20 protein-coding genes are annotated in these 20,662 nt (G+C 50.8%); 8 read left to right on the top strand and 12 right to left on the bottom strand.

The window, feature by feature from the left end; genetic code table 11:
* The first annotated feature begins 40 nt into the window (after positions 1 to 40).
* The gene (locus NQ495_RS02505; RefSeq protein ID WP_009134546.1) at positions 41 to 1,288 is read left to right on the top strand and encodes a glutamate-5-semialdehyde dehydrogenase; all 1,248 of its coding nucleotides are present in this window, start codon (positions 41 to 43) and stop codon (positions 1,286 to 1,288) included.
* 58 nt (positions 1,289 to 1,346) lie between these two features.
* On the opposite strand, the gene NQ495_RS02500 is transcribed toward NQ495_RS02505, so the two are convergent.
* On the bottom strand, positions 1,347 to 1,994 hold the full coding sequence (locus tag NQ495_RS02500; protein WP_147513074.1) for an MBL fold metallo-hydrolase: 648 nt from the start codon (positions 1,992 to 1,994) through the stop codon (positions 1,347 to 1,349).
* 198 nt (positions 1,995 to 2,192) lie between these two features.
* On the opposite strand from NQ495_RS02500, the gene NQ495_RS02495 reads away from it, so the two are divergent.
* From NQ495_RS02495 to NQ495_RS02485, 3 genes are all read left to right on the top strand, one after another.
* Complete coding sequence (locus tag NQ495_RS02495) at positions 2,193 to 2,561, top strand: DMT family protein (RefSeq protein ID WP_009134548.1); 369 nt, start codon at positions 2,193 to 2,195, stop codon at positions 2,559 to 2,561.
* Between the two features lie 96 nt (positions 2,562 to 2,657).
* Complete coding sequence (locus tag NQ495_RS02490; RefSeq protein WP_009134549.1) at positions 2,658 to 3,074, top strand: Fur family transcriptional regulator; 417 nt, start codon at positions 2,658 to 2,660, stop codon at positions 3,072 to 3,074.
* 48 nt (positions 3,075 to 3,122) lie between these two features.
* Positions 3,123 to 3,671 (top strand): NADH peroxidase, encoded by a 549-nt coding sequence (locus NQ495_RS02485; protein ID WP_009134550.1) that lies wholly within the window; start codon positions 3,123 to 3,125, stop codon positions 3,669 to 3,671.
* 186 nt (positions 3,672 to 3,857) lie between these two features.
* Here the strand turns inward: NQ495_RS02485 and NQ495_RS02480 are convergent, their stop codons facing one another.
* The 9 genes from NQ495_RS02480 to NQ495_RS02440 all read right to left on the bottom strand — a co-directional run bounded on the left by NQ495_RS02480 (position 3,858) and on the right by NQ495_RS02440 (position 13,320).
* A complete protein-coding gene (locus tag NQ495_RS02480; protein ID WP_009134551.1) occupies positions 3,858 to 5,642 on the bottom strand; it encodes a MutS-related protein in 1,785 nt (594 codons plus the stop codon).
* A 3-nt stretch (positions 5,643 to 5,645) separates the two neighbouring features.
* On the bottom strand, positions 5,646 to 6,317 hold the full coding sequence (locus NQ495_RS02475; protein ID WP_009134552.1) for a DUF2461 domain-containing protein: 672 nt from the start codon (positions 6,315 to 6,317) through the stop codon (positions 5,646 to 5,648).
* A gap of 80 nt (positions 6,318 to 6,397) precedes the next feature.
* Positions 6,398 to 6,745 carry a DUF3795 domain-containing protein gene (locus tag NQ495_RS02470; protein ID WP_009134553.1) on the bottom strand — a complete coding sequence of 116 codons (348 nt, stop codon included), beginning with the start codon at positions 6,743 to 6,745 and terminating at the stop codon, positions 6,398 to 6,400.
* 130 nt (positions 6,746 to 6,875) lie between these two features.
* A complete protein-coding gene (locus tag NQ495_RS02465) occupies positions 6,876 to 7,388 on the bottom strand; it encodes a GNAT family N-acetyltransferase (RefSeq protein ID WP_040294571.1) in 513 nt (170 codons plus the stop codon).
* A gap of 173 nt (positions 7,389 to 7,561) precedes the next feature.
* Entirely contained in the window at positions 7,562 to 8,062 is a 501-nt protein-coding gene (locus NQ495_RS02460) for a hypothetical protein (RefSeq protein ID WP_147513075.1), read from the bottom strand.
* 188 nt (positions 8,063 to 8,250) lie between these two features.
* Positions 8,251 to 8,988 carry a 6-phosphogluconolactonase gene (gene pgl, locus NQ495_RS02455; protein WP_009134556.1) on the bottom strand — a complete coding sequence of 246 codons (738 nt, stop codon included), beginning with the start codon at positions 8,986 to 8,988 and terminating at the stop codon, positions 8,251 to 8,253.
* 16 nt (positions 8,989 to 9,004) lie between these two features.
* Positions 9,005 to 10,528 carry a glucose-6-phosphate dehydrogenase gene (zwf, locus tag NQ495_RS02450; RefSeq protein WP_050808027.1) on the bottom strand — a complete coding sequence of 508 codons (1,524 nt, stop codon included), beginning with the start codon at positions 10,526 to 10,528 and terminating at the stop codon, positions 9,005 to 9,007.
* 10 nt (positions 10,529 to 10,538) lie between these two features.
* Entirely contained in the window at positions 10,539 to 11,993 is a 1,455-nt protein-coding gene (gene gnd, locus NQ495_RS02445; RefSeq protein ID WP_009134558.1) for a decarboxylating NADP(+)-dependent phosphogluconate dehydrogenase, read from the bottom strand.
* Between the two features lie 295 nt (positions 11,994 to 12,288).
* A complete protein-coding gene (locus NQ495_RS02440) occupies positions 12,289 to 13,320 on the bottom strand; it encodes a nucleoid-associated protein (protein ID WP_009134560.1) in 1,032 nt (343 codons plus the stop codon).
* Positions 13,321 to 13,518: 198 nt separating this feature from the next.
* Here NQ495_RS02440 and NQ495_RS02435 point away from each other — a divergent pair, with 198 nt between their 5' ends.
* From NQ495_RS02435 to NQ495_RS02425, 3 genes are read left to right on the top strand one after another with little or no spacing between them, the layout of a single operon-like run.
* Complete coding sequence (locus NQ495_RS02435) at positions 13,519 to 15,420, top strand: glycosyltransferase 87 family protein (RefSeq protein WP_009134562.1); 1,902 nt, start codon at positions 13,519 to 13,521, stop codon at positions 15,418 to 15,420.
* Positions 15,417 to 16,199 carry a polysaccharide deacetylase family protein gene (locus NQ495_RS02430; RefSeq protein ID WP_009134563.1) on the top strand — a complete coding sequence of 261 codons (783 nt, stop codon included), beginning with the start codon at positions 15,417 to 15,419 and terminating at the stop codon, positions 16,197 to 16,199. The genes NQ495_RS02435 and NQ495_RS02430 overlap by 4 nt, the downstream gene beginning before the upstream one ends.
* Complete coding sequence (locus NQ495_RS02425; protein ID WP_232208917.1) at positions 16,189 to 16,620, top strand: GtrA family protein; 432 nt, start codon at positions 16,189 to 16,191, stop codon at positions 16,618 to 16,620. The genes NQ495_RS02430 and NQ495_RS02425 overlap by 11 nt, the downstream gene beginning before the upstream one ends.
* A gap of 191 nt (positions 16,621 to 16,811) precedes the next feature.
* On the opposite strand, the gene NQ495_RS02420 is transcribed toward NQ495_RS02425, so the two are convergent.
* Complete coding sequence (locus tag NQ495_RS02420; RefSeq protein ID WP_009134565.1) at positions 16,812 to 18,143, bottom strand: reverse transcriptase domain-containing protein; 1,332 nt, start codon at positions 18,141 to 18,143, stop codon at positions 16,812 to 16,814.
* A gap of 1,320 nt (positions 18,144 to 19,463) precedes the next feature.
* Here NQ495_RS02420 and NQ495_RS02415 point away from each other — a divergent pair.
* Positions 19,464 to 20,258, top strand: coding sequence for a nucleotidyltransferase domain-containing protein (locus NQ495_RS02415; protein WP_232208918.1), 795 nt, complete (start codon positions 19,464 to 19,466; stop codon positions 20,256 to 20,258).
* A gap of 73 nt (positions 20,259 to 20,331) precedes the next feature.
* Here the strand turns inward: NQ495_RS02415 and NQ495_RS02410 are convergent, their stop codons facing one another.
* Positions 20,332 to 20,613 (bottom strand): hypothetical protein, encoded by a 282-nt coding sequence (locus NQ495_RS02410; RefSeq protein WP_009134568.1) that lies wholly within the window; start codon positions 20,611 to 20,613, stop codon positions 20,332 to 20,334.
* Between the last annotated feature and the right edge of the window lie 49 nt (positions 20,614 to 20,662).

Here is a 20,662-nt window from a genome sequence, read left to right as displayed (position 1 = left end):
ACAGATGTAAATGGGATTTATCTGAAGCGTAAAGGCAGATATGGAACTGAACGAAACTTTTAATAAAGCGGTGGAGGCATCCCGGGCATTGAACCTGACCGATGTTTCCCGGATCGATGCCGTGCTGCTGGCACTGGCTGATGCGGCCGAAGCGAAAATGGAGTTTATCCTGGAGGCCAACCGGCGCGATCTGGCCCTGATGGATGAGCAAAACCCGATGTACGATCGGTTGATGCTTACGCCGGAGCGTATCCGGGGCATTGCCGCCGATATTCGTAACGTGGCTTCGCTACCGTCTCCACTGGGGCATGTATTGGATGAAGTGGTTCGCCCCAATGGAATGAAGATTACAAAAATATCGGTTCCATTCGGAGTGATCGGCGTGATCTATGAAGCCCGTCCGAACGTCAGTTTCGATGTCGTGTCCCTGTGTCTGAAATCCGGAAATGCCTGTGTGCTGAAAGGCGGCCACGACGCCGGCTATTCGAATGAAGCGATCGTGAAGGTGATCCGGGAAGTGTTGCAGGCACACGGAATGGATGAGCATACGGTAACTTTGCTGCCTGCAGACCGTGCGGCCACCGCTGCACTGCTCGGTGCCGTCGGCTATATTGATCTGTTGATCCCGCGCGGCAGCAAAGGTCTGATCGACTATGTGCGAGATAACGCCCGTATTCCGGTGATTGAAACGGGGGCCGGTATTTGCCATACCTATTTCGATGCCGCAGGTGACCGGGCTAAATGTGCCGATATCGTGTTCAATGCCAAGACCCGGCGTGTTAGTGTGTGCAATGCGCTCGACTGCCTGATCGTGCACCGGGACCGGCTCGGCGACCTGCCTGCCGTTTGCGGACGGCTGGCGGCGAAAGAGGTGGTGATTTATGCCGATTCGGACGCGTATGCCGTGCTCGACGGCCGTTATCCGGCCCGTTTGCTGGAGCGTGCTACGGCGGAGAGTTTCGGTACCGAGTTCCTGTCCTATAAAATGTCCATCCGGACGGTCTCTTCACTCGACGAGGCGATCGCGCACATTACCCGTTATTCGTCGAAGCACAGCGAGGCGATCATCAGCGAGAATCCTGCCGCTGTCCGCCTTTTCCAACAGAGTGTCGATGCGGCGTGTGTCTATGCAAATGTGTCTACCGCCTTTACCGATGGCGCCCAGTTCGGACTCGGTGCCGAAATCGGTATCAGTACGCAGAAACTTCATGCACGCGGTCCGATGGCGCTACGGGAATTGACGAGCTATAAGTATCTGATCAACGGTAACGGGCAAACGCGCGCTTAAAGCAAAGGTTGATTTGCTGTAAACGCGCGTTTATTGCATGTGCCGTTTTTCCCCGCTTTTACTCTTCCGGGATCGTCATGCCGGGCAGTGCGTTTCGGAGCATTGTCCTGTCGATACGCGGTTTGGGGCAGTGGTAAGGAAGCAGTATTTTGGGCCGGATAACCCGGGCTGCCTCGATGAACATCGAATCGTTCATCGTATAGGGTACATCTTTCGGCAAAAAGGCGATGTCGATAGCCTCCAGCCCGGACATTTCAGGAATCAGTTCGGTATCTCCGGCAATGTAAATGCGGAGCGGGTCGATCTCCATTACATATCCGTTTCCTTCGCCCGGAATGTGGAACGGCTCGCCGGGGGCACGCATGTTGACGATGTTGTAGGCCGGGGTGGCCCGGATCGTAATTCCGTTCCATGTTGTCCGCTCCCCGTTGTGAAGGACGGTTACACCTTCCAGGGCGTGGGCTACCTTTTCCGTTGAAATGACTACTGTATCTTTTTTGCGTATTTCTGCAATTGCATCGGGATCGAAATGGTCGCTGTGGTGGTGCGTGACCAGAATCAGGTCGGCTTTGGGTTGTTCGCTGTAATCGGCCTCTTCGCTATACGGATCGATATGGATCACCTGGCCGTTCCAATGCATAATGACCGATGAATGGCCGAGAATTTCGATGTCCAGCGGGCCTGCTGCGGTATTGTATCTCTTCATAATGGTAATTTTACCGGTTAGTGTCAATTTCGTTTGGTCTTGTTCTGTAAATTTATAAAAATCCTCTAATTTTGCAGCCTGAATCCCGAAGGGATCGCCGCTGAAAACGGACATAATTGTGTTCCGTTCGGTTTTTAGTTCGCAAAAGTGGTGCCGGCTTTGTATCCGGGACGGAAAAACGTAAGGATAAATGCTTGTATGAAAGGATTGTGGACAATAGGGTTATTGATCGTGTCCAATGTATTTATGACTTTTGCCTGGTATGGCCAGTTGCGGCTTAAGGGACAGAAATGGTTCGACGAACTGCCGCTGGCCGGAATTGTCATCATGTGCTGGAGTATCGCGCTGCTGGAGTATTTTTTCCTGGTACCCGCGAACCGGATCGGATTTCATGGCAACGACGGCCCCTTTTCATTGATGCAGCTTAAGGTGATTCAGGAAGTTATTTCCCTGCTGGTCTTTACCGTTTTTACGCTGGTCTTTTTCAAAACAGAGGCACTGCGCTGGAATCATGCCGTGGCTTTTATACTGTTGGTGCTAGCGGTCTATTTTATCTTCAAGAAATAACAAAAAAATCCCGGACTATTGCAATTTCAGAAAATAGGAGTAAATTTGCATTGAATTTAAATCTGTAATGAATACAAATTTGTAGTATTTATAATAATGGATAAGAAACTGCATCAATATCTGTCCGGTTTCGGGGTGAAACCTTCCTTGCAGCGTCTTGCCATTATGGAATACCTGATGACGCACCGGACGCATCCGACTGCCGATGAAATTTTCAATGCGCTTTCCCCGTCGATGCCGACCCTGTCGAAAACAACCGTGTACAACACGTTGAAACTCTTTGCCGAACAGGGGGCCGTTCTGTCCCTCGACATCGACCCGAAAAACACCCATTTCGATGGGGATATCACGCCGCATACCCATTTTTACTGTAAATCCTGCGGGGCAATTCACGACTTGTCGATGGTGGAGGGAGACCGGTTGATGCAGGCCGTCCCCGACGGGTTGCAGGTGACCGAGGTGCAGGTCTATTATAAGGGGCTGTGCCGCAAATGCAGCCGGGGAGTGGATTAGGAACTGTTATTTGAAAAGATACCTTTAAACTTAAAGAAGAAGATCGTTATGAAAAAGAAATTCATTTGTACCGTTTGCGGTTACGTTCACGAAGGAGATGCAGCACCCGAATTTTGCCCGCAGTGCAAAGTCCCGGGTTCGAAATTCAAAGAGGTGGTCGAAGGCGAGGGGCTGACCTGGGCCGACGAACATGTGATCGGAGTGGCAAAAGGTGTGGATGCAGAGGTGCTTCAGGGCCTGAAGGATCATTTTATGGGCGAATGCACCGAGGTGGGCATGTATCTGGCGATGAGCCGCCAGGCTGACCGCGAAGGTTATCCCGAGATCGCAGAGGCGTTCAAGCGCTATGCCTGGGAAGAGGCCGAGCATGCCTCTAAGTTCGCAGAACTGCTGGGCGAAGTGGTTTGGGATACCAAAACCAATGTGAAAGCGCGTATGGAGGCGGAATGCGGCGCCTGCGAGGATAAGAAGCGTATCGCTACGCTGGCCAAGAAACTGAACCTCGATGCTATCCACGATACGGTACACGAGATGTGCAAGGACGAGGCTCGCCACGGCAAAGGTTTCGAAGGCCTGTACAACCGTTATTTTAAATAAACGCGTTGGGGACCGACAATAATAGAGGTAAGGTTTATTTAGGTTAAGTTAATGCACGGTTCGGTGCCGGGGAATTTCCCCGGCACCGATTTTTTGTACAGGTTCGGATGAATTCCGACGCGGTTAAAAACTCGATTGTGCTGTTGGCGGATACGTTCGTTGGCTTCTGGCCGAATCTGCGGGCGGTTAAATCAGTCCCATCTGTTGCAGCAGGATCGATGCATTCATGTTGCGGCTGACCCCGGGGCGGAGTTTGTAATCGTAGATGATCTTTTCACCGGCATGTTCGATTTCGAAGCAAACGTTGTGAAAATGCTGCGGGTCCTGTTTGGCCAGTTCACCCAATGCCAGGTCGTGCGTAGCGATCAGTCCGGCTACCGGCAGCGACCGGAGACGGGTGAGGAATTTCAGCGATCCGTTGAGCTTGTCCTGTGAATTGGTGCCTTTGAGCATTTCGTCGAGGATGATGAAGAGCCTGTCGGCGTGTTCGGCCGTAGCCACAAGTTGCTGCAACCGCAGCAGCTCGGCGTGGAAATAGGAGGTGCCTTTAGCCAGGTTGTCGGTCGTGCGCATGCTGGTAAAAAGCGACATCGTCCGGCAGGCGAACGTCCGGCTGCATACGACGTTACCCGACAGGGCCAGTACGAGATTGACCCCGACGGTGCGCAGGAAGGTGCTTTTGCCAGCCATGTTGGCTCCCGTAACGATATACAGGTCGTGCAGTTTCCGCACCTCGAAATCGTTGCTGACTTTGCCTTTGGTATTGAGCAGCGGATGGCCCATCTCTTCGGCTTGCAGTAATATGTCGTCGCTAAGAACCGGGGTGCAATAATCCGGATGGTTGAAGCGATAGGTTCCCATACTCACTAGTGCGTCGAAACGCTGTATCGTATCGAGCCAGGTGGACACGTTCTCGCGATAGTTTTCCCGCCAGCGGTCGAGCTGCAGGATGTGGTGCAGGTCTTTCAGGTAGATGCCGTTCAGGATAACGGCGACCAGCACGTTGTTGCGTTGATCGAAGCTGCTGAGGATGCGGTTCAGTGTTCGAAGCGCCTTTTCGGCCGGGCGTCCTTCGGTCAGGGTGTGCTGCAAGACCTGCAACTCTTGACAGGAGAAAGAAGTTGCGGTAATGCGTGCAACCAGATGGTTGTAGGTGCCTACGGCGTGCAGGAACCGGTCCGTCTGCCTGCTCAGCCGGTTGATTCGCTTGAGGAATAAGCCCAGTACGCCCAATTGTATGAATAGTGCGATTCCCGGAATCCCGTATGGGATCAGCGAAAAGAACGCTGCGATCCAGAGCGATATGCTGACGGCGTTTGCCAGGTAGAGGGTCTTCCGGGCATGGCGGTATTTGAAAAAGCGGGGTTCGTCGAGCCAGCGGCGTACGGCGGTATCGTCGTTTCCGGTAATCTCGTGCACCATTCCTGTCGTGCGGAAACGGAGCATCCACTCCGCCTGCGAGGCCAGTTCGGCTCCGGCCTGCTGCCGGTGTGTGATTCGCTGCGGGTCCTGGCAAGGGGCGAGCAGCCAACGGACTAAGCGTTGGGTTCCTTGCGGGGTAACGGTGCGGTTGAGCGCCTGAAACAGCGACTCTTCACCGAACAAGTCCAGGTCGAGAGAGTAAGGGTGTCCCGGATCGAGGAATTTCACGCCGGTATCGAGTTCGGCTGTTTTCCCGTTCAGGTAATCGGATTCGGTGTCGCAGCAGCGGATTAACGTTTTGAGTTCGATGATCCGCGCCGCTACCCGGTTATCCCATACCGTTAGCAGGATAAAGGCTGCCACCGTGCCGGCGCCGCACCAGATCCACGCAGTTGCACCGTAAGTGGCGACAAGCCGGTAAAGGCAGAATACGAGAGCTGCGAAACAGAGTAGTTTAAGGACGGTAATCCAGTTGCGGGTCCGGCTCGTTACCCGGAGCAAGGCTTGTTGCTGCTCCCGGAAGGTTTGGTAAAATTCCTGTGGGCTCATCGGTTAACGGTTACGGATGGCCCGGTTTAGGAAATCGTTCAACGGTTTGGTGGTTTTGAATGCCTGTACGGCCTCGGCCACGTACCGTTCGCTGCACAATTGTGCGTCGCTGACCGGCTGTTGTACGTAAAAGTGGTAGAGTTTCAGATAGTCGGCGGATGGGGAGTCTTTGGCAAAACCGGCCGGCACCCGTTTTAGCACCTTTTCTTCACGTGACAGATCGCCGAAAGCCTTTTTGAATGATTTGTCGTTCAGGATCGCTTCGAATTCTTCCCAATCGTCGTCGATCGCCTTGCGGACCACTTTGAGTACGTCGGCAGACGGCATGTATACCCCGCACGAAATGAACGACCCGCCCGGTTCTACGTGCATGTAATAGCATGACAGGTCGCCGTGCGTGGTGCCGCTGGGGCTGAAGACAACCCCCATATTGGTTTTATAAGGCTCTTTGTTCACTGAAAAACGCGTGTCCCGTGCAATGCGGTAGATGCATTTGCGCAGGTCGGGGAAACCCAGCGAAGGGGCGAACTGACGGATACCGTCGAGCATTTGTCCGGCCGTATCCAGTACATTGGTTTTGGCCGCTTCGTAACGCGGTTTTTGACTGTGAAACCATTCGCGGTAGTTGTTCTCCCGCAATTCGGAAAGGAATTCGAGCGTGGATGGGTTTATCATTGCGAAGTCGGTTTGCGGTTCTTTGCTATTAAAAATTGGATTTTCCTTCCTGTCTGTGAAACGGGTGTCGGAACGGGCCGCTATTTACGGATGGTTTGGCGCCCGGACAGATTCATTTCAGAGGCATAGCGATCGTATCCGATTTCACGGATACGCCGGATACAGGCCGGGCGATCGGAACGGAAGACCAGAGCGAATATTTTGGCGATCGGATTGTTGAATTTTTTACAGGCTTCCAGCGGAATCAGCGTGCAATCCGCACAACTGCTATAATGGTGGGCCGTACAGCATTGCCGGATTTTGCACCAGTTCGCTTTGGCATTGTCCCGGCAACCGGGGCACTTCCCCTGACGGAATTTCCGGCAGGCGCCGCAGTATAGTCCGCACGCGGCGATGTCGGGCCGGAGTGAGGTGAAATCGGTAGGCATTGAATAGTAGTTGTGTGTGTTGGTTGGAAAGAATAAAGACAAAGATCGTAAATATTATCGGTTTGGCTCTATTCGGACAGTTATTTTTGCGGTTCTTTTTGCAGGCAACGGCGATATCCCGCTTTGTACGTTATTTCACCCGTTCGTACAGGTGCAGGTCAATAATCCGTCCTTCTTTGATCGCTGCGCGGCGCTGGACGCCTACTTTGCGAAAGCCGTTTTTTTCGAGCACCCGCATCGACGGTGCGTTGTATTCGAAGACCGATGCGAACAGGCGGATCAGTTCGGTTTCACGGAACGCATACTCGCAGATCGAGCCCACGGCATCCCCGGCTATACCCCGGTTCCAGTGAGGTTCGCCGATCCAGTAGCCGATTTCAGCGCTGAGCCGTTCCACGTCGCTTTGGCGCACCAGTCCGATCCCGCCGGCCGCTTCGCCGTCGATGACGATGGCAAATTCATAGCCGGGCGACTGCGGAACGATATTGCCGATAAAGAAACGTCCGTCCTCTTCGGTATAGGGATGGGGGAAACGGTCGCGGACGTTGCGCCAGATGTTTATGTTGTTCGCGTAGCGGGCTAACGAGGTGCAGTCCGTTGCACGCCATTCCCGCAGCAGGTAGCCGGGTCGTTGGATTTCCATAGGGCCTGAATTGAGTATGATCGCCGTAAAGATAACAGCGATCATATAAAAAATAAAGAGTATAATATCTTGTTTCTTAATGAAGTAGATTGAAGAGGCCTGATTTCTGTTGGGCTAAGGTCAAAAGAGGAAGTTTCAGCTTGCATAAAATGGTTTCGATATGGTGTATTTTATCATTCCTTTGGCGGAAAATAGGTATATCTCCACAATGTTTTCTCCATTTCTCCTTCGGTAACAGAATCCTTTTTCACATACAACTGATCTTTCCAGATTTCTTCCCATGTATGGTTACGCATGGTCTCCTCTGTAATAAAGAAAAGATACAGTTTATTATCCGGATTCTTCGGATGGCCTATACTGGGATGTTTGTGTGTTCCCCCTGTCCACACCTTACCATAGTTATATGCGTCAATTCTTTCATCTGTGGTATACATAGTAGGCACAGGCATTGGGTTTCCCCAAGCATCATAATCCTTATTATAATCAGATGATGCGCTGTGAAATAATTCTAAAGCCGGAGTTAGCGGCAGTGTATCCTCATCATTGCTGTATACATAGATTGGACGATCCGAGTAATTGTGGAGTTCGATAGAACCTCGTGGTGGATCATAGACCGGAATAATGCAGCCGTTCAAAGCAACCATGAACGCGATCGGAACAAATATTTTTTTCATTACCGAATTATTTAGAGCATAATAAAAGGCCATCCTGCCGGGCGCTTCAGATTGAACAGATTGATTTTGCCTTGTTAAAACGACTGAGGTTTTATATCGAATCATGTTGTGAATATCGCACAAAGAAAGCGAGTTCCCAAATATTTGCTGGATAAATGGAAATACGACCCGATTTATTTGGTGAAAGGCTATTTGTCCGGCAGAGGCGGCTGGAGGGGATGGCTGCCGGGATCGGTATATATCGAAATGTGCCGTGCATGCGAGATCACGTAGCCGGCGGGCAGTAGCTCGCGTTCGGGAGCGTTTCCCAGCAGCAACGGGGTGATGTGCGCTTTGCTTTTACCGAGAATCGGCAGCAGCAGCATGGCGGCGTTTAAAATCAGCGGACCGGTCATCGTGATCCGTTTTTGTCCGCTGCCGGGATGCGCCGAAACGGCGAAGAGATTCTGATCCGCCATCAGAGATATGGAATCCGGGAAGATCGATGCCGTATGTCCGTCGCTCCCCGCTCCGAGGATAATGGCATCGAAACGGGGAATTCCATGCCGGTGAGGCAGCTCTTCCCGCACCTCTTGCGCATAACGAACGGCTTCGGCAGCCGGCTCCTCTTCGCCCTGGATGCGGTGAATGTGCGCAGGCAGGATATTCAGCGGCCCGAACAACAGTTCGTGGGCGTGCCCGTAATTGCTTTCGGAGTCCTGGGGCGGTACGCATCGTTCGTCCACCCAGTAAAACCGGATGGTGTCCCAGTCGATCCGTCCGGAAAATCGCTCCGTCCACAACCGGAACATCTGCTGGGCGGTCTCTCCGCCGGAGAGGGCCAGGAAGAATGGTTCTTCTTTTTTGCGGCGAACTTGCATGGCGAATTGCTCGGAGAGCAATTCCAGCGCTTCGCGGGAGTCGCGAGATGAAAAGATATTGGTCATGGTCGTCGTCAGTTGGTTATTTCCCGCACTTGCAAGGGCCCGTAGGTATTTCCGGCCCGGGGGCTCCGGCTCCGTGGTACAGCAAATCGTAACGCTCTTCGGGCCCTTCGGTCAGTACCGGGTAGGTGTAAAGATTCTTGTCCGGTTTTTTCGCCCAGGCCTGCAGGATAGGATCGATAAATCCCCAACTCGCCTCGAGGGCATCCTGCCGGGCATAGAGCGTCGAATCTCCGAGCATCGCATCCATTAGCAGCCGCTCATAGGCGTCCGGCAGGTAGTTCGACGATAGCGACGAGTAGCGGAAATCCATGCCGACCTGCCTGACCGTAAAACCTGCGCCGGGCATCTTCAGCCCGAATTTAAGCGTAATGCCTTCGTCCGGCTGAATCCGGATCGTCAGTTTGTTGCAGGAACTGCCGGAGCATTGTCCTGCAAACATTTGCGTCGGGGTCGATTTGAAGTTGATCACGATCTCCGACTTCTTTTCGGCCATCCGTTTCCCTGTGTAAAAATAGAAAGGTACGCCGCCCCAACGCCAATTGTCGATAAAGAGTTTCATCGCCACATAGGTCTCGGTCGTCGAGTCGGCGGCAACACCTTTCTCTTCCCGGTAACCCGGTAGTGCCGTACCGCCGACCGTGCGGCCAGTGTATTGCGCCCGGATCACGTCGTTCCAGATTTCCGTGGGCGAGTAACGGTGGATGGCGCGGAACACTTTGACGATTTCGTCGCGGATCGGCTCCGGGTCGAACACTGCGGGATTTTCCATCGCCACGAAGGCCATCAGTTGCATCAGGTGGTTTTGGATCATATCGCGTAGCGCTCCGGCGCCCTCGTAGTATTTGCCCCGGTTTTCCACCCCGAGCGTTTCGGTCGCGCTAATCTCTACCGAATCGATGTAATTGCGGTTCCAGAGCGGCTCGAAGATGCCGTTGGCGAAACGCAGAACCAGGATATTCTGTACAGTCTCCTTGCCCAAATAATGGTCGATCCGGTAGATGTTCTCTTCCGGGAATATTTTGCGCAGTTTCTCGCCGAGCCGTTCGGCCGATTCGAGATTGGTCCCGAACGGTTTTTCGACGATGATCCTGCGCCATCCCTCGCGGGTACGGGGTTTGTTCAAGCCCTGTTTTTGCAAGCTGACGGGAACGCTCTCATACATCACCGGCGGAGTGGCCAGGTAGTAGATGATCCGGTCGTCGAGCCCGTTTTGCTGTTGTAGTTGTTCGATCCGCTCCTTGAGCTTGCCGTACTCCGCTTCGTTCGTGGAGTCGAAACTCAGGTAATGGACCAGCTGCAGGAAGCGTCCGACCTGTTCCGGATCGTAAGGCTTTGCTTCCGGGCTGTCGAGGATCGCTTTGCGCTGTTCTTCGCGGAACTCTTCGTCCGTGAAAGCCGTCCGCGAGGCTCCCAATACCCGGAACTTCTCCGGGAGCAGGTTGCGGACATAGAGTTCGAAAAGCGAGGGGAGCAACTTGCGTTTGGTCAGGTCCCCCGAAGCCCCGAATATGACCAGTAGTTGATTATCTGCTTTTTTCATCATGCCGTTTTTAAACGTTATAGCTGCCCGAGGTGGTGTCGCCGCCTTTGCCTGTCCAATCGTTGTGGAAGAACTGTCCCCGGGGGGCGTCCGTACGTTCGAACGTGTGCGCCCCGAAATAGTCGCGTTGCGCCTGGATCAGGTTTGCTGCCGAATCGCCGGTCCGTAGTCCGTCGAAATAGCTCAGTGCAGCGCTCATGCAGGGCAGCGGGATGCCGCTGAGCATGCCGTTTGCCACTACGCTGCGCCATGCGGTTGCCGATTCTGTGATCTTATTCCTGAAAAAATCATCGAACAACAAATTTTCCAATTCGGGATTCTGTCGGTAAGCTTCGGTGATTTTACTGAGGAATGCCGAGCGGATGATGCATCCTTCCCGCCAGATTTGGGCGATAGTGCCGTAATCGAGTTGCCAGCCGTATCGCAGCGATGCTTGGCGCAGCAGCGAAAACCCCTGTGCGTACGAGACCAGCTTGGCTGCATAAAGTGCGTCGCGAATCGCTTCGTTGCCCGTTTTGTGGATACCTACGGGAGACGGCGGAAACAGGGATGAAGCCTGTTCGCGCTGTGATTTGAGCGCCGAGAGCATTCGGGCGTAAACGGCTTCGGTAATCAGCGTCAGCGGGTCGTTTTCGTCCATTGCGGCGATGGCGCTCCATTTTCCGGTTCCTTTCTGCCCGGCTACGTCGAGGATGCGGTCGAGCAGGTAGCCGCCGTCTTTCTCCTTGAAATTGACGATCCGGGCCGTAATTTCGATCAGGAAACTGTTCAGTTCGCCACGGTTCCAGTCGTTGAACGTCCGGTGTATGGCCTCGCTGCTGAGCCTTTCCTGCCGTTTGAGCAATGAATAGGCTTCCGAGATAAGCTGCATGTCGCCATACTCGATGCCGTTGTGTACGGTTTTGACGAAATGTCCCGCTCCGCCCGGTCCGATCCATGCGCAGCACGGTGTGCCGTCGGGCAGTTTGGCCGCAATGGATTGTAGGATATCTTTGACCAGCGGCCATGCTTGCGGTGCACCGCCGGGCATGATCGACGGGCCGTTGAGTGCTCCCTCTTCGCCGCCGGAAATGCCGGTGCCGACAAAATATATCCCTTTATCAGCCAGCTCTTTTACGCGACGGTCCGTGTCGATGAACGATGAATTTCCTCCGTCGATGATGACATCGCCCCGGTTGAGGTGGGGGAGCAGTTGTCCGATCAGTTCGTCGACGGCCGATCCGGCTTTGACCATCATCATGATTTTACGCGGCCGTGCGACCGATTCGGCCAGTTCGGCGATCGAGCGGGTAGGAGTAAAGCGGCGCCAGGTGCCGTAATGTTCGATGAACCGCTCTACCACATGCTCTTCGCCGGGTGCCGTGCGGTTGTATACCGAGACCCTGAAGCCGTGGCGTTCCATGTTGCGGGCCAGGTTTTCGCCCATGACTGCCAGTCCGATGATTCCGATGTCTGATTTTTCCATATGCGAAACTTGATGTACTGGTTTGAATATCTTTCGTCAAGATAAAAAATATCCCGCAAGAGTGATGCCGGGGAGCGCCATATGGTACCTTTTTTATGAAATTCAAGTATGAATTTGCTGATATCGGAATTGGTTGGGCTGATTAAACCCGGAATGATTGTATGGTTGGGGCGCCTGCTGTTAGCTTCGGACCGCAAGCCCGACCGGGAATATAAAACAAAACCGGATGCGGGAGCATCCGGTTTGGCGTGACCGGTAACGATCGGTTTTGTATTCGGTTTTCTTCCCCGGATAGTTATTGCTCTTCGTTGAAGAGCAGCTGATAATAGTTCATGCCGGTCTCTTCGTCGTAACCTTTGCGGATGTACTGGTTGTTGCCGTGCACGTAAATGTGGAAGTTGCGGTCCAGTTTGATGACGCTCTTCATGAAACGGGATTGTTTTTTTACGGCCGTATTTGAAATTTCGAAATTATCCTCGATGCGGATATCGCGTTCCTGCTGGTAGTCCGAACAAAAGGAGTTGAAACTGTCGATCACTTCAGGCTGTGCCATCACTTCGTTGGCGAATTCCTGCATGTCGAAAGTCTCTTTCTCTTTGAAAAACTTGGCAGAGCGGTTCAGCAGGTCCGCCTGATCGGCTTTCGTTACATCGAATTGTTGCGGCAGTTGCTGTGTGACGAAACTTTTGCACATTGAGATCGCGTTTTCCGTGTGGTGGTAATTGTCCTGCCGTTGGCGGACGTGCAGGAAATCGTCGAGCCAGTAACGGGCCTCTGTCCCTTTATTCGTATTGTCCACGACGGCCACGACGTAACCGTTCTCCCGGTCGGTGTCGTAAATCAGGCATCCCTTGTCCAGTCGGTTGATGTTAATGCCCTGCTGGCTTTCGATTTCGAATCCGGCCGCCGATGCGGAAATCTTCAGGAAAGTATCTTTGTTTTCGGATTTGAACAATCCGACGGCGTCGACCGTTTCGCCGTGCAACGGGCAATCGGTGAAATAGACCACGTAGAATTCTCCCCCTTTGATTTTGGGGTGGTTGCTCTGTTCGTAGAGGTGCTTGGCGAGCTGGACGGATTGTTCATGCAGGGCCTGCGGATCGTCGAAAATGCGGGAGACGAAATTGTATGCTTCGTTCAATTCTAGTGACGATTCGTGGTAGAGGTTGTAGTACTCTTCGGATTTAAACGGCGAGAGAAAGTAGGTTGCCAGCAGGTTGCGGATACTTTCGTCCGGCATCAGTTCCGACGAGGATAGCAATATCGCATCGCCGTTGGCCTTGTTGCCGACGCTGTGGACTGCGATCCGTTCGATATATTGTTCCATAGGCATTGGGTGACGGGATGCAAAGATAGGTATAATTCGGAGAATGCGCGTGCACCGTCTGTTCACATAAAAAGATACGCTATTTGTATGGAGTTTTGGGAATATTGGTCGGAGAGAACTTGATTTAGGCCGGTGTAATTCAGCTTTTGGTCGATTTTCATTACATTTGCGCTTTAACAGTTTATTTTTTATCGAGCTATGGCGAAATTCGACCTGTCGTTCTTTTACAATAAGCGCAACCTGTATATTCTGGGCTTTCTGCTCGCTTTCGTGGTTACTTTTATGGAGGTTTCCCGCGGTCGTCACCTCAATTTTCTTGCCTTTGCCGATTCGACGATCGATTTTTGGCGTGGGGTGAGTCCTTACACGCCGGAGTTCGTTTCCAGCCATATGCGCTTCTTCCTCTATACCCCGGTCTTTTCGGTGCTTTTCACGCCATTCGCCGTATTGCCCGCATGGCTCGGGCCGTTTGTCTGGAACCTGCTTAATTATACGATGTTTTTCGCGGCGGTATTCACTCTGCCCGCACGGTTTACCCACGACCAAAAGTGCCGTATTTTTCTCTATACGTTGCCGATTCTTGCCCAGAGCCTGCTGTCGTTCCAGTATAACATTCCGGTAGCCTACATTTTCCTTTTCTCTTATTCCCTGCTCGAACGGAATAAAGGGTTCTGGGCCGTGTTGCTGATCATGGTTTCAGGATTGACAAAGATTTATGGTATTTTTTCATTGGCACTGTTGGTCTGCTACCCGCGGTTCTGGCGGAATGCGGGTTATGTCGTTTTGACCGGCGGCGTGTTGTTTTTACTCCCGGCGTTGAAGTTGCCGCTGTCCGGCTTGATACCTTATTACGGAGAGTGGTTGAATGCCCTGGCAGTCCATCAATCCGATCAGACCTATGAGTCGTTGTTCTATGCGCAACCGTTGGCCGAATGGCTGCTCCCCAATTTCCGAGTTTTGCAGATCGGTTCGCTTGCTGTACTGGCGCTGCTGTTTCTGGTTTCACGGCGTAAATGGGACACTGCGGCTTTCCGGGCCCAGGCTCTCGGCATCCTGATGGGATGGGTGGTACTGTTCAGTGATTCGTCCGAAAAACACACTTACATCATTGCATTGGCGGGCTTCATGCTGTGGTATTGGAGCCGTCCGGTTCGTACCCGTACGGATAAAGCGCTGTTTTGGGGTAACTTCGTATTGTTGGGTCTTGTACCGATCGACCTGATTTGTCCCGTCCCCGTGATGAGGTGCATCACCCAGACACTGTGGCTCCATGTGTGGTTCTTCTGTTTTACCTGGTTGCGCATGGTGTGGCTCACGTTTTTTTGTCCCGTCGCTGAGTTTCCGGATAGCTCCGCAGCCGGGGCCGAAACTGCTGATTCGTCGCGTCCGGCTCAACCCGGCGATACGCTCGATATCGTCTGTCCTTGTTACAATCCGAATGCTGATTTTATTTCTCATCTGGCCTGTTCGTTGGCGGAATTGCGTGGTTTTTACCCTGACAAACGGCTGCACTTGATCGTAGCCAATGACGGTTCGTCCCGCAATTTCGGCAAAGAGGAGCATGACCAACTGTTGCGGACGATTCCCGATGCGGAAATCGTAGACATTCCTCACGGCGGTAAAGGGGCGGCCATCCGGGCTGGGTTAGCCCGTTCACAGGCGCCTTTCGCGATTTATACCGATATCGATATGCCTTACGCCAAGGAATCGATGCGGCAAGTGATCGACCGGGTCTTTGACGGTTGCGATGTGGTGATTGCCGTACGTAATGCGAGCTATCATTCCAAATTGCCGCCCATGCGCAAGTTGATGTCTCATGGCTCCAGGATGCTGAACCGGTTTTTCCTGAATACCCGTTATACCGATACCCAGGGAGGCCTGAAAGGGCTTTCCCCGGCAGCCCGGAATGTGATGCGGCGCACGCGCATCCCTGATTTCTTGTTCGATACAGAATTTATCATGCTTGCCGAACGCAGCAAAGGGTTGCGGATCGAGGAGGTCGAAACGACGTTGCGGGAGGGTGTTGTCATGTCGAAGATGTCCGGGGATGTATTGGTCCGGGAGCTGAAAAACTTTTTTCGTATAGCTTTTGGCGTATGACAGTAACACTCGGTTTCGATGTCGAAGAATTCGATTTTCCGCTCGAAAGAGGCCGTGAGATCGATCTGCAAACCCAACTGGCGGTTTCTTCCGCAGGGTTGGAAGCCTTGTTGCAGATGCTTGACAGGCTCAATCTGCGGGTAACTTTCTATACTACGGCGAATTTCGCCGCGCATCGTCCCGAAACGATCCGGCGCATGGTCGCAGCGGGTCATGAAATAGCTTCGCACGACTATTATCACGCCCAGTCTGCACAATCCGATCCTGGCGGGAGTAAGCATTATCTGGAAGCATTGACCGGAACCCGGATCGTGGGGTATCGCGCTCCGCGCCTTGCCACAGCTTCGTCCGCGGTGCTTGCTGCGGCTGGGTATCGATATAATTCATCGATCAATCCCACCTGGATTCCGGGGCGATATAACAATCTTCGCGTTTCCCGCACCGTCACGAGAGAGGCGGGACTGGTGATTTATCCCACATCGGTTTCTTATCCGTTCCGTATACCGCTTTTTTGGCTCTCACTGCATGTAATGCCGTTGCCGGTTTACAAGATGCTTTGCCGTAGTGCTTTACGGCATGACGGTCATTTGAACCTCTATTTTCATCCGTGGGAATTTTCCGACCGGTTGGGGGACCCAGCCTTCGGCATTCCCCGGTATCTTACACAATGTTCGGGAAGGCGTCTCCAGGGTAAACTTGAACAATTGTTAATCTGGCTCAAAAACCGGGGGTGTCGTTTTGTTACCACCCGCGAATATCTGGGAATTGATGATGAATAGACTGTGCGTCCTTGTCCGAAAGCTATATGGGCATTCATTCGTGCGTTTTGCCGCAGTGGGGGGAGTGGCAACGGCCGTCAATTACGGGACCTATGTGATCCTGATCCACAATTTTGACAATCTTTATCCGGCGATTGCGTATGTGCTGGCCTTTTGCGTCAGCATCTCCTGTAATTTTGTCCTGTCGAGTTATTTTACATTCGGGGTCAAACCGACCCGGGCCCGGGCGGTCAAATTCCTGACGGCGCATCTGATCAATCTTTTCAACGAGTTGGTGCTGCTCGAGATATGGCTTTGGGTAGGGGTGCCGAAGCTCTATGCCCCGCTGTGTGTCTTTGTGGTCGCTTTCCCGGTCAATTACTTTATGGTACGATTCGCTTTGCGCGGAAAGTCACACGCAGCTGCTAAAGAGGAAGAGTAGATCACAATTGAGAGAGTCGGTCTTGGGATCGTATGTCCTATTTATCCAATGCAGAAGATTTACTTACCGATGCAGAAAGTAATTGTATTAATTTAAATAATTAATAATCATTTAATTGAGTTGTTGATGCGATGAATGTAGTGTAAATATGCTGTAAAAGCAATCACTAAATTATTTTTGGGGATAAAGGTTTATTTGTTCTTAGGCCTCTCACTTAACATGGCTTGTTTACGTTTCTCATCTGCTCTTTTCTTTTTCATCAAATCCTTACAGTAGGGAATACCGGAGTTTTTCCGTTGTTTAGGAGAAAGGCACTCACTACTTCCGCCCTTTTCTTTGAATCGAGCCGGAACTTTTCCTAGACGTCTAAGGTTAAATCGCCATTCGAGATTGCGTAAAGCGAGATATACTTGACGATTTATATAACAGTCTATTTCATGTGAATATCTATCCATATCGGTATAGAAAAATGCAGAAACCCACCCGTCTATTTTGTTTGCCTGTCTTGTCAGGAGTTTATCAACTGTAAGTCCATCCTCAAAGCACAAGCTCTTAATTTTATCTTTTAACCCATCTACATTTTCTCTAGTGGGATAATAATTCTTGCCATCAAAGGTTATTGATAAAAAATGGAGTGGTTCCTCTTTGATGTCAAAGATCTTGGTTTTAATTTTACCTTTGGCATTCTTCTCGTTAAGAGGATGGATACTTAGCTTTAGTTGATCGCTAGACAAAATGGAGCGGCAATCTTCATACGCCTGTTCACATTTTTTTCGAGAGTCAGCTAAAACTACAAAATCATCTGCATAGCGGACAAGGTTATATCCTTTTTCTTTAAGAGACGAATCAAAGGGCAAAAGATATATATTAGAAAATAAAGGCGATAAGGGGTTTCCTTGCGGTATGCCACCCCCACATTTATCGAAATAATGCCTTTTTGATTCAGGAATAAATCTCTCTAATTGACCAATACCTTGATTAAGTCCATCTTTTAAGAGGTCATTTATAGATTCGTCAGGAAGATATGGTAAAATATGTTCATTAAGAAGTGTATTTTTATCGACAGATGTAAAAAAGTCCATCAAATCAGATTCAAATATATACGGGTTGCCATTTTTATAATGAGATTCGATTTTTTCAATGGCTTGCCGGATACCTATATCTTTTTGGTATGCAAAGCTAATACCTTCACTTGCTTTTAATTTTTCATGAAAGATACTTTCGAGTTCTAGGGCAATAGCCTTAAATACCAAGCGATCCTGAATTTCTGGAATTTGCAGAGGGCGACCTGTCCCATCTCTTTTAGGAATTAATACCGGACGATATGGTGAAAACTTATATTTGCCCTCCCGTAGTTTCCTAGAGATAGATTGGATTCTGTCATCCCGATCCTTTTCAAATGTTTTGATGGATTCGTCAGATAATCCGTGAGAGTCTTCATTAGACTTATTAAGCTTTCCCCAAGCTTTTGTAAGGGATTCTATTGAAGATATTTTATTAAGAAGAGATATTGATTGGGTCATAATTGAAGGTCGTATTTGCAAAGTCTCGGAAAGACAACGTTATGCCTGATTACAGCACTTTACAAGTTAGACGCAGAACCGTGCAAGCTAATCGAAAGCAACAGGACTGATGTCCAAACCCCGATGAATGTCTTGACGAGTTCTTGGGCAATCCTGACGTTGGAGCGTTGAGCCGCCCTTCCGTCGCAAGCAAGTTTAAGTCGAAACTTAAACAACTTCTCAATGGCTTGATGGATTACAATTTTTTGGATGTCCGCATTTTCCTTTCTTTTGAAATTTCGGCAAAAGTCCTCTCACTCAAAGGTAAGCACTTTTTTGACTTTTGCAAGTTTTTTCAGTTTTTTTGAAAATTCGCTAACTGCCTGGCCCCTCTACCTTTATAAAAGGCTGATTCCACTGCTTCCGAATACCTTGTAGTGCTGTAATGCACAGTGGTTTCAACTGAGATCGACGCAGAACCGTGCAAGCTAATCGAAAGCAACAGGACTGATGTCCAAACCCCGATGAATGTCTTGACGAGTTCTTGGGCAATCCTGACGTTGGAGCGTTGAGCCGCCCTTCCGTCGCATCCAAGATTCTATACAAAGAACTTATTGCAAAAATAATAATTATTTTTCAATATCAATAGTTTATTGTTGAAAAATTAAAGAGAGATACCTGATTTTGATCTAGTGGCGTCTCAATAAAGGATTCTGAAGAGATTCGAAAACTAAATATCACAAAATAAATTAATTATTTCTATCTTTGCCCCTGCGAACACAGTTAGTCATAACTTTTGTAAATGGTCTCAGGAAAGGGAATCATACTAGAAGTATGCGCAGAGCCGTTGGGGAGCAATCCCGCGAACGGCACCCTTCTTGAACTTGCAAAAGTGATTGATTGTGTTCGCAGCTGCGCATATTTTTATATTATGCGAACACAATCAATCGTCAGCACTCCGGTGCAGACACGCCGAAAGGCCAGCCGCAGGCGGTTCCCGCCGTGCAATTTCTTGATCCGTTTCCATTTTCATCCTCCCGACTGACGATTCCTTTGTCTGTCAAATTGTTATTCTCTTTGTCGCGCTCTGTGTGCGATAAGGACTGAACCTTTATTGTCGAATCTTTAAGAATCAAGAAAATGGAAACGACTCAACCATCATTGCGGGAGCAACCCGCACAACTCATACCCGCAGAAATTTCAGTAAACAATCAATCGGAACAACCTGTCCCGGAGCCGGAACAAGGGAGCGCGTCAATCCAAGCCCCATCATCCACGCCTGAGCAACAACCGCAACAAGCCAGCCCCGAACCCGCAAAGCCATTATACAATCCTGCCGAAGTGGAACAGATCGTAGGACACCTGACCAGCGGTATCTTCGACCCCGAATACATCTTGCTGTTCGGGAAGCTCGTCGGCGGTACGCGCTTCAGCGACCCTATGGCCTACGACCTGCTGATGGTCGTGCGCGAAACGCCCTCGTACGATTGGATTCAGGCCAAACGCTATCTGCGTTACCAAATGCCGCTCCGACACCGGGAAATCACCTACATCAACATCTATATCCTGCCGCTGAATTATGTGGAGGGGAACAACTCTCCGTTCCTTTACTTCACGCATAATGAGGGCAAACTGATCTACTGCAAGGATCGCCATTATTTCCACCCGAAAAAGTTATGCAACTTCGCGGCGGCCTACTGCGATGCCAAATTCCATTTCGACACCTTTTCGGAGTTGGGCATGCTCTATCTGGAGAAGGCGTATAGCGAGTATGTCGAGGGCCGCAAACTGCGCCCGGCGGCGCTATTCACGGCGCAGGCGGCGATCTATTTCTACCACACGCTTTATTATGTCTATCACGGCTACGAGTTCGACATCCACGATCCGGTCGTTATGCACGAACGGATGCGGACGCTCTCAGCGGAATTGATGCTCGTTCTCGACGATAACCACATCGACTATAATTTTACGCTGCCCTGCTTGAAAGGGTTTATGCAGAAAGCGGCCTACAACCTGAATTTCGACGTCGCCCCGAAAGAGTTGGAGATGCATATGGCGCGTGTCGAGAAGATGGGCGATATTATCCAGAGGCTATGTGAAATGCGGTTAGAGCTTTACGAAGAGCGTAGAGAATAACCGCCTGTAACCCGCACGAAAAAGGGGGCTTCTGAGACTATCCAAATCTCGGAAGTCCCCTTTTTCTTGTGGGTTACTTGGCTTTCTTAGTGGTTTTCGGTTGTGCTTGTTGCTGGCTTTGCTCATACCAGTATTGTGAGGAATCTTTCCATTCCCGACTGTCGCGGATATAATACCCGGCTGCGAGGGTGGCAAGCAATGCCACAACGGCCATTCCGATAATGATCTTCAGCACGATGGGCAGCTGTTTCAGGTAACGTATCTGTTGCGTCATTTCATAGATCGTATGATCCGACAACCGTTTAAACTCCGTCGTATCGACCTCGGTTTTCATCTGGGCGACCTGTGTTCCCAATCCGTCGATTTTTTCTTCAATTCTTTGCTGTCTGTTATTTAATTGCTCT

The organism is Alistipes indistinctus YIT 12060, assembly GCF_025144995.1.
Taxonomy (GTDB): Bacteria; Bacteroidota; Bacteroidia; order Bacteroidales; family Rikenellaceae; genus Alistipes_A; species Alistipes_A indistinctus.
This window is presented reverse-complemented; position numbering and strand designations above follow the sequence as displayed.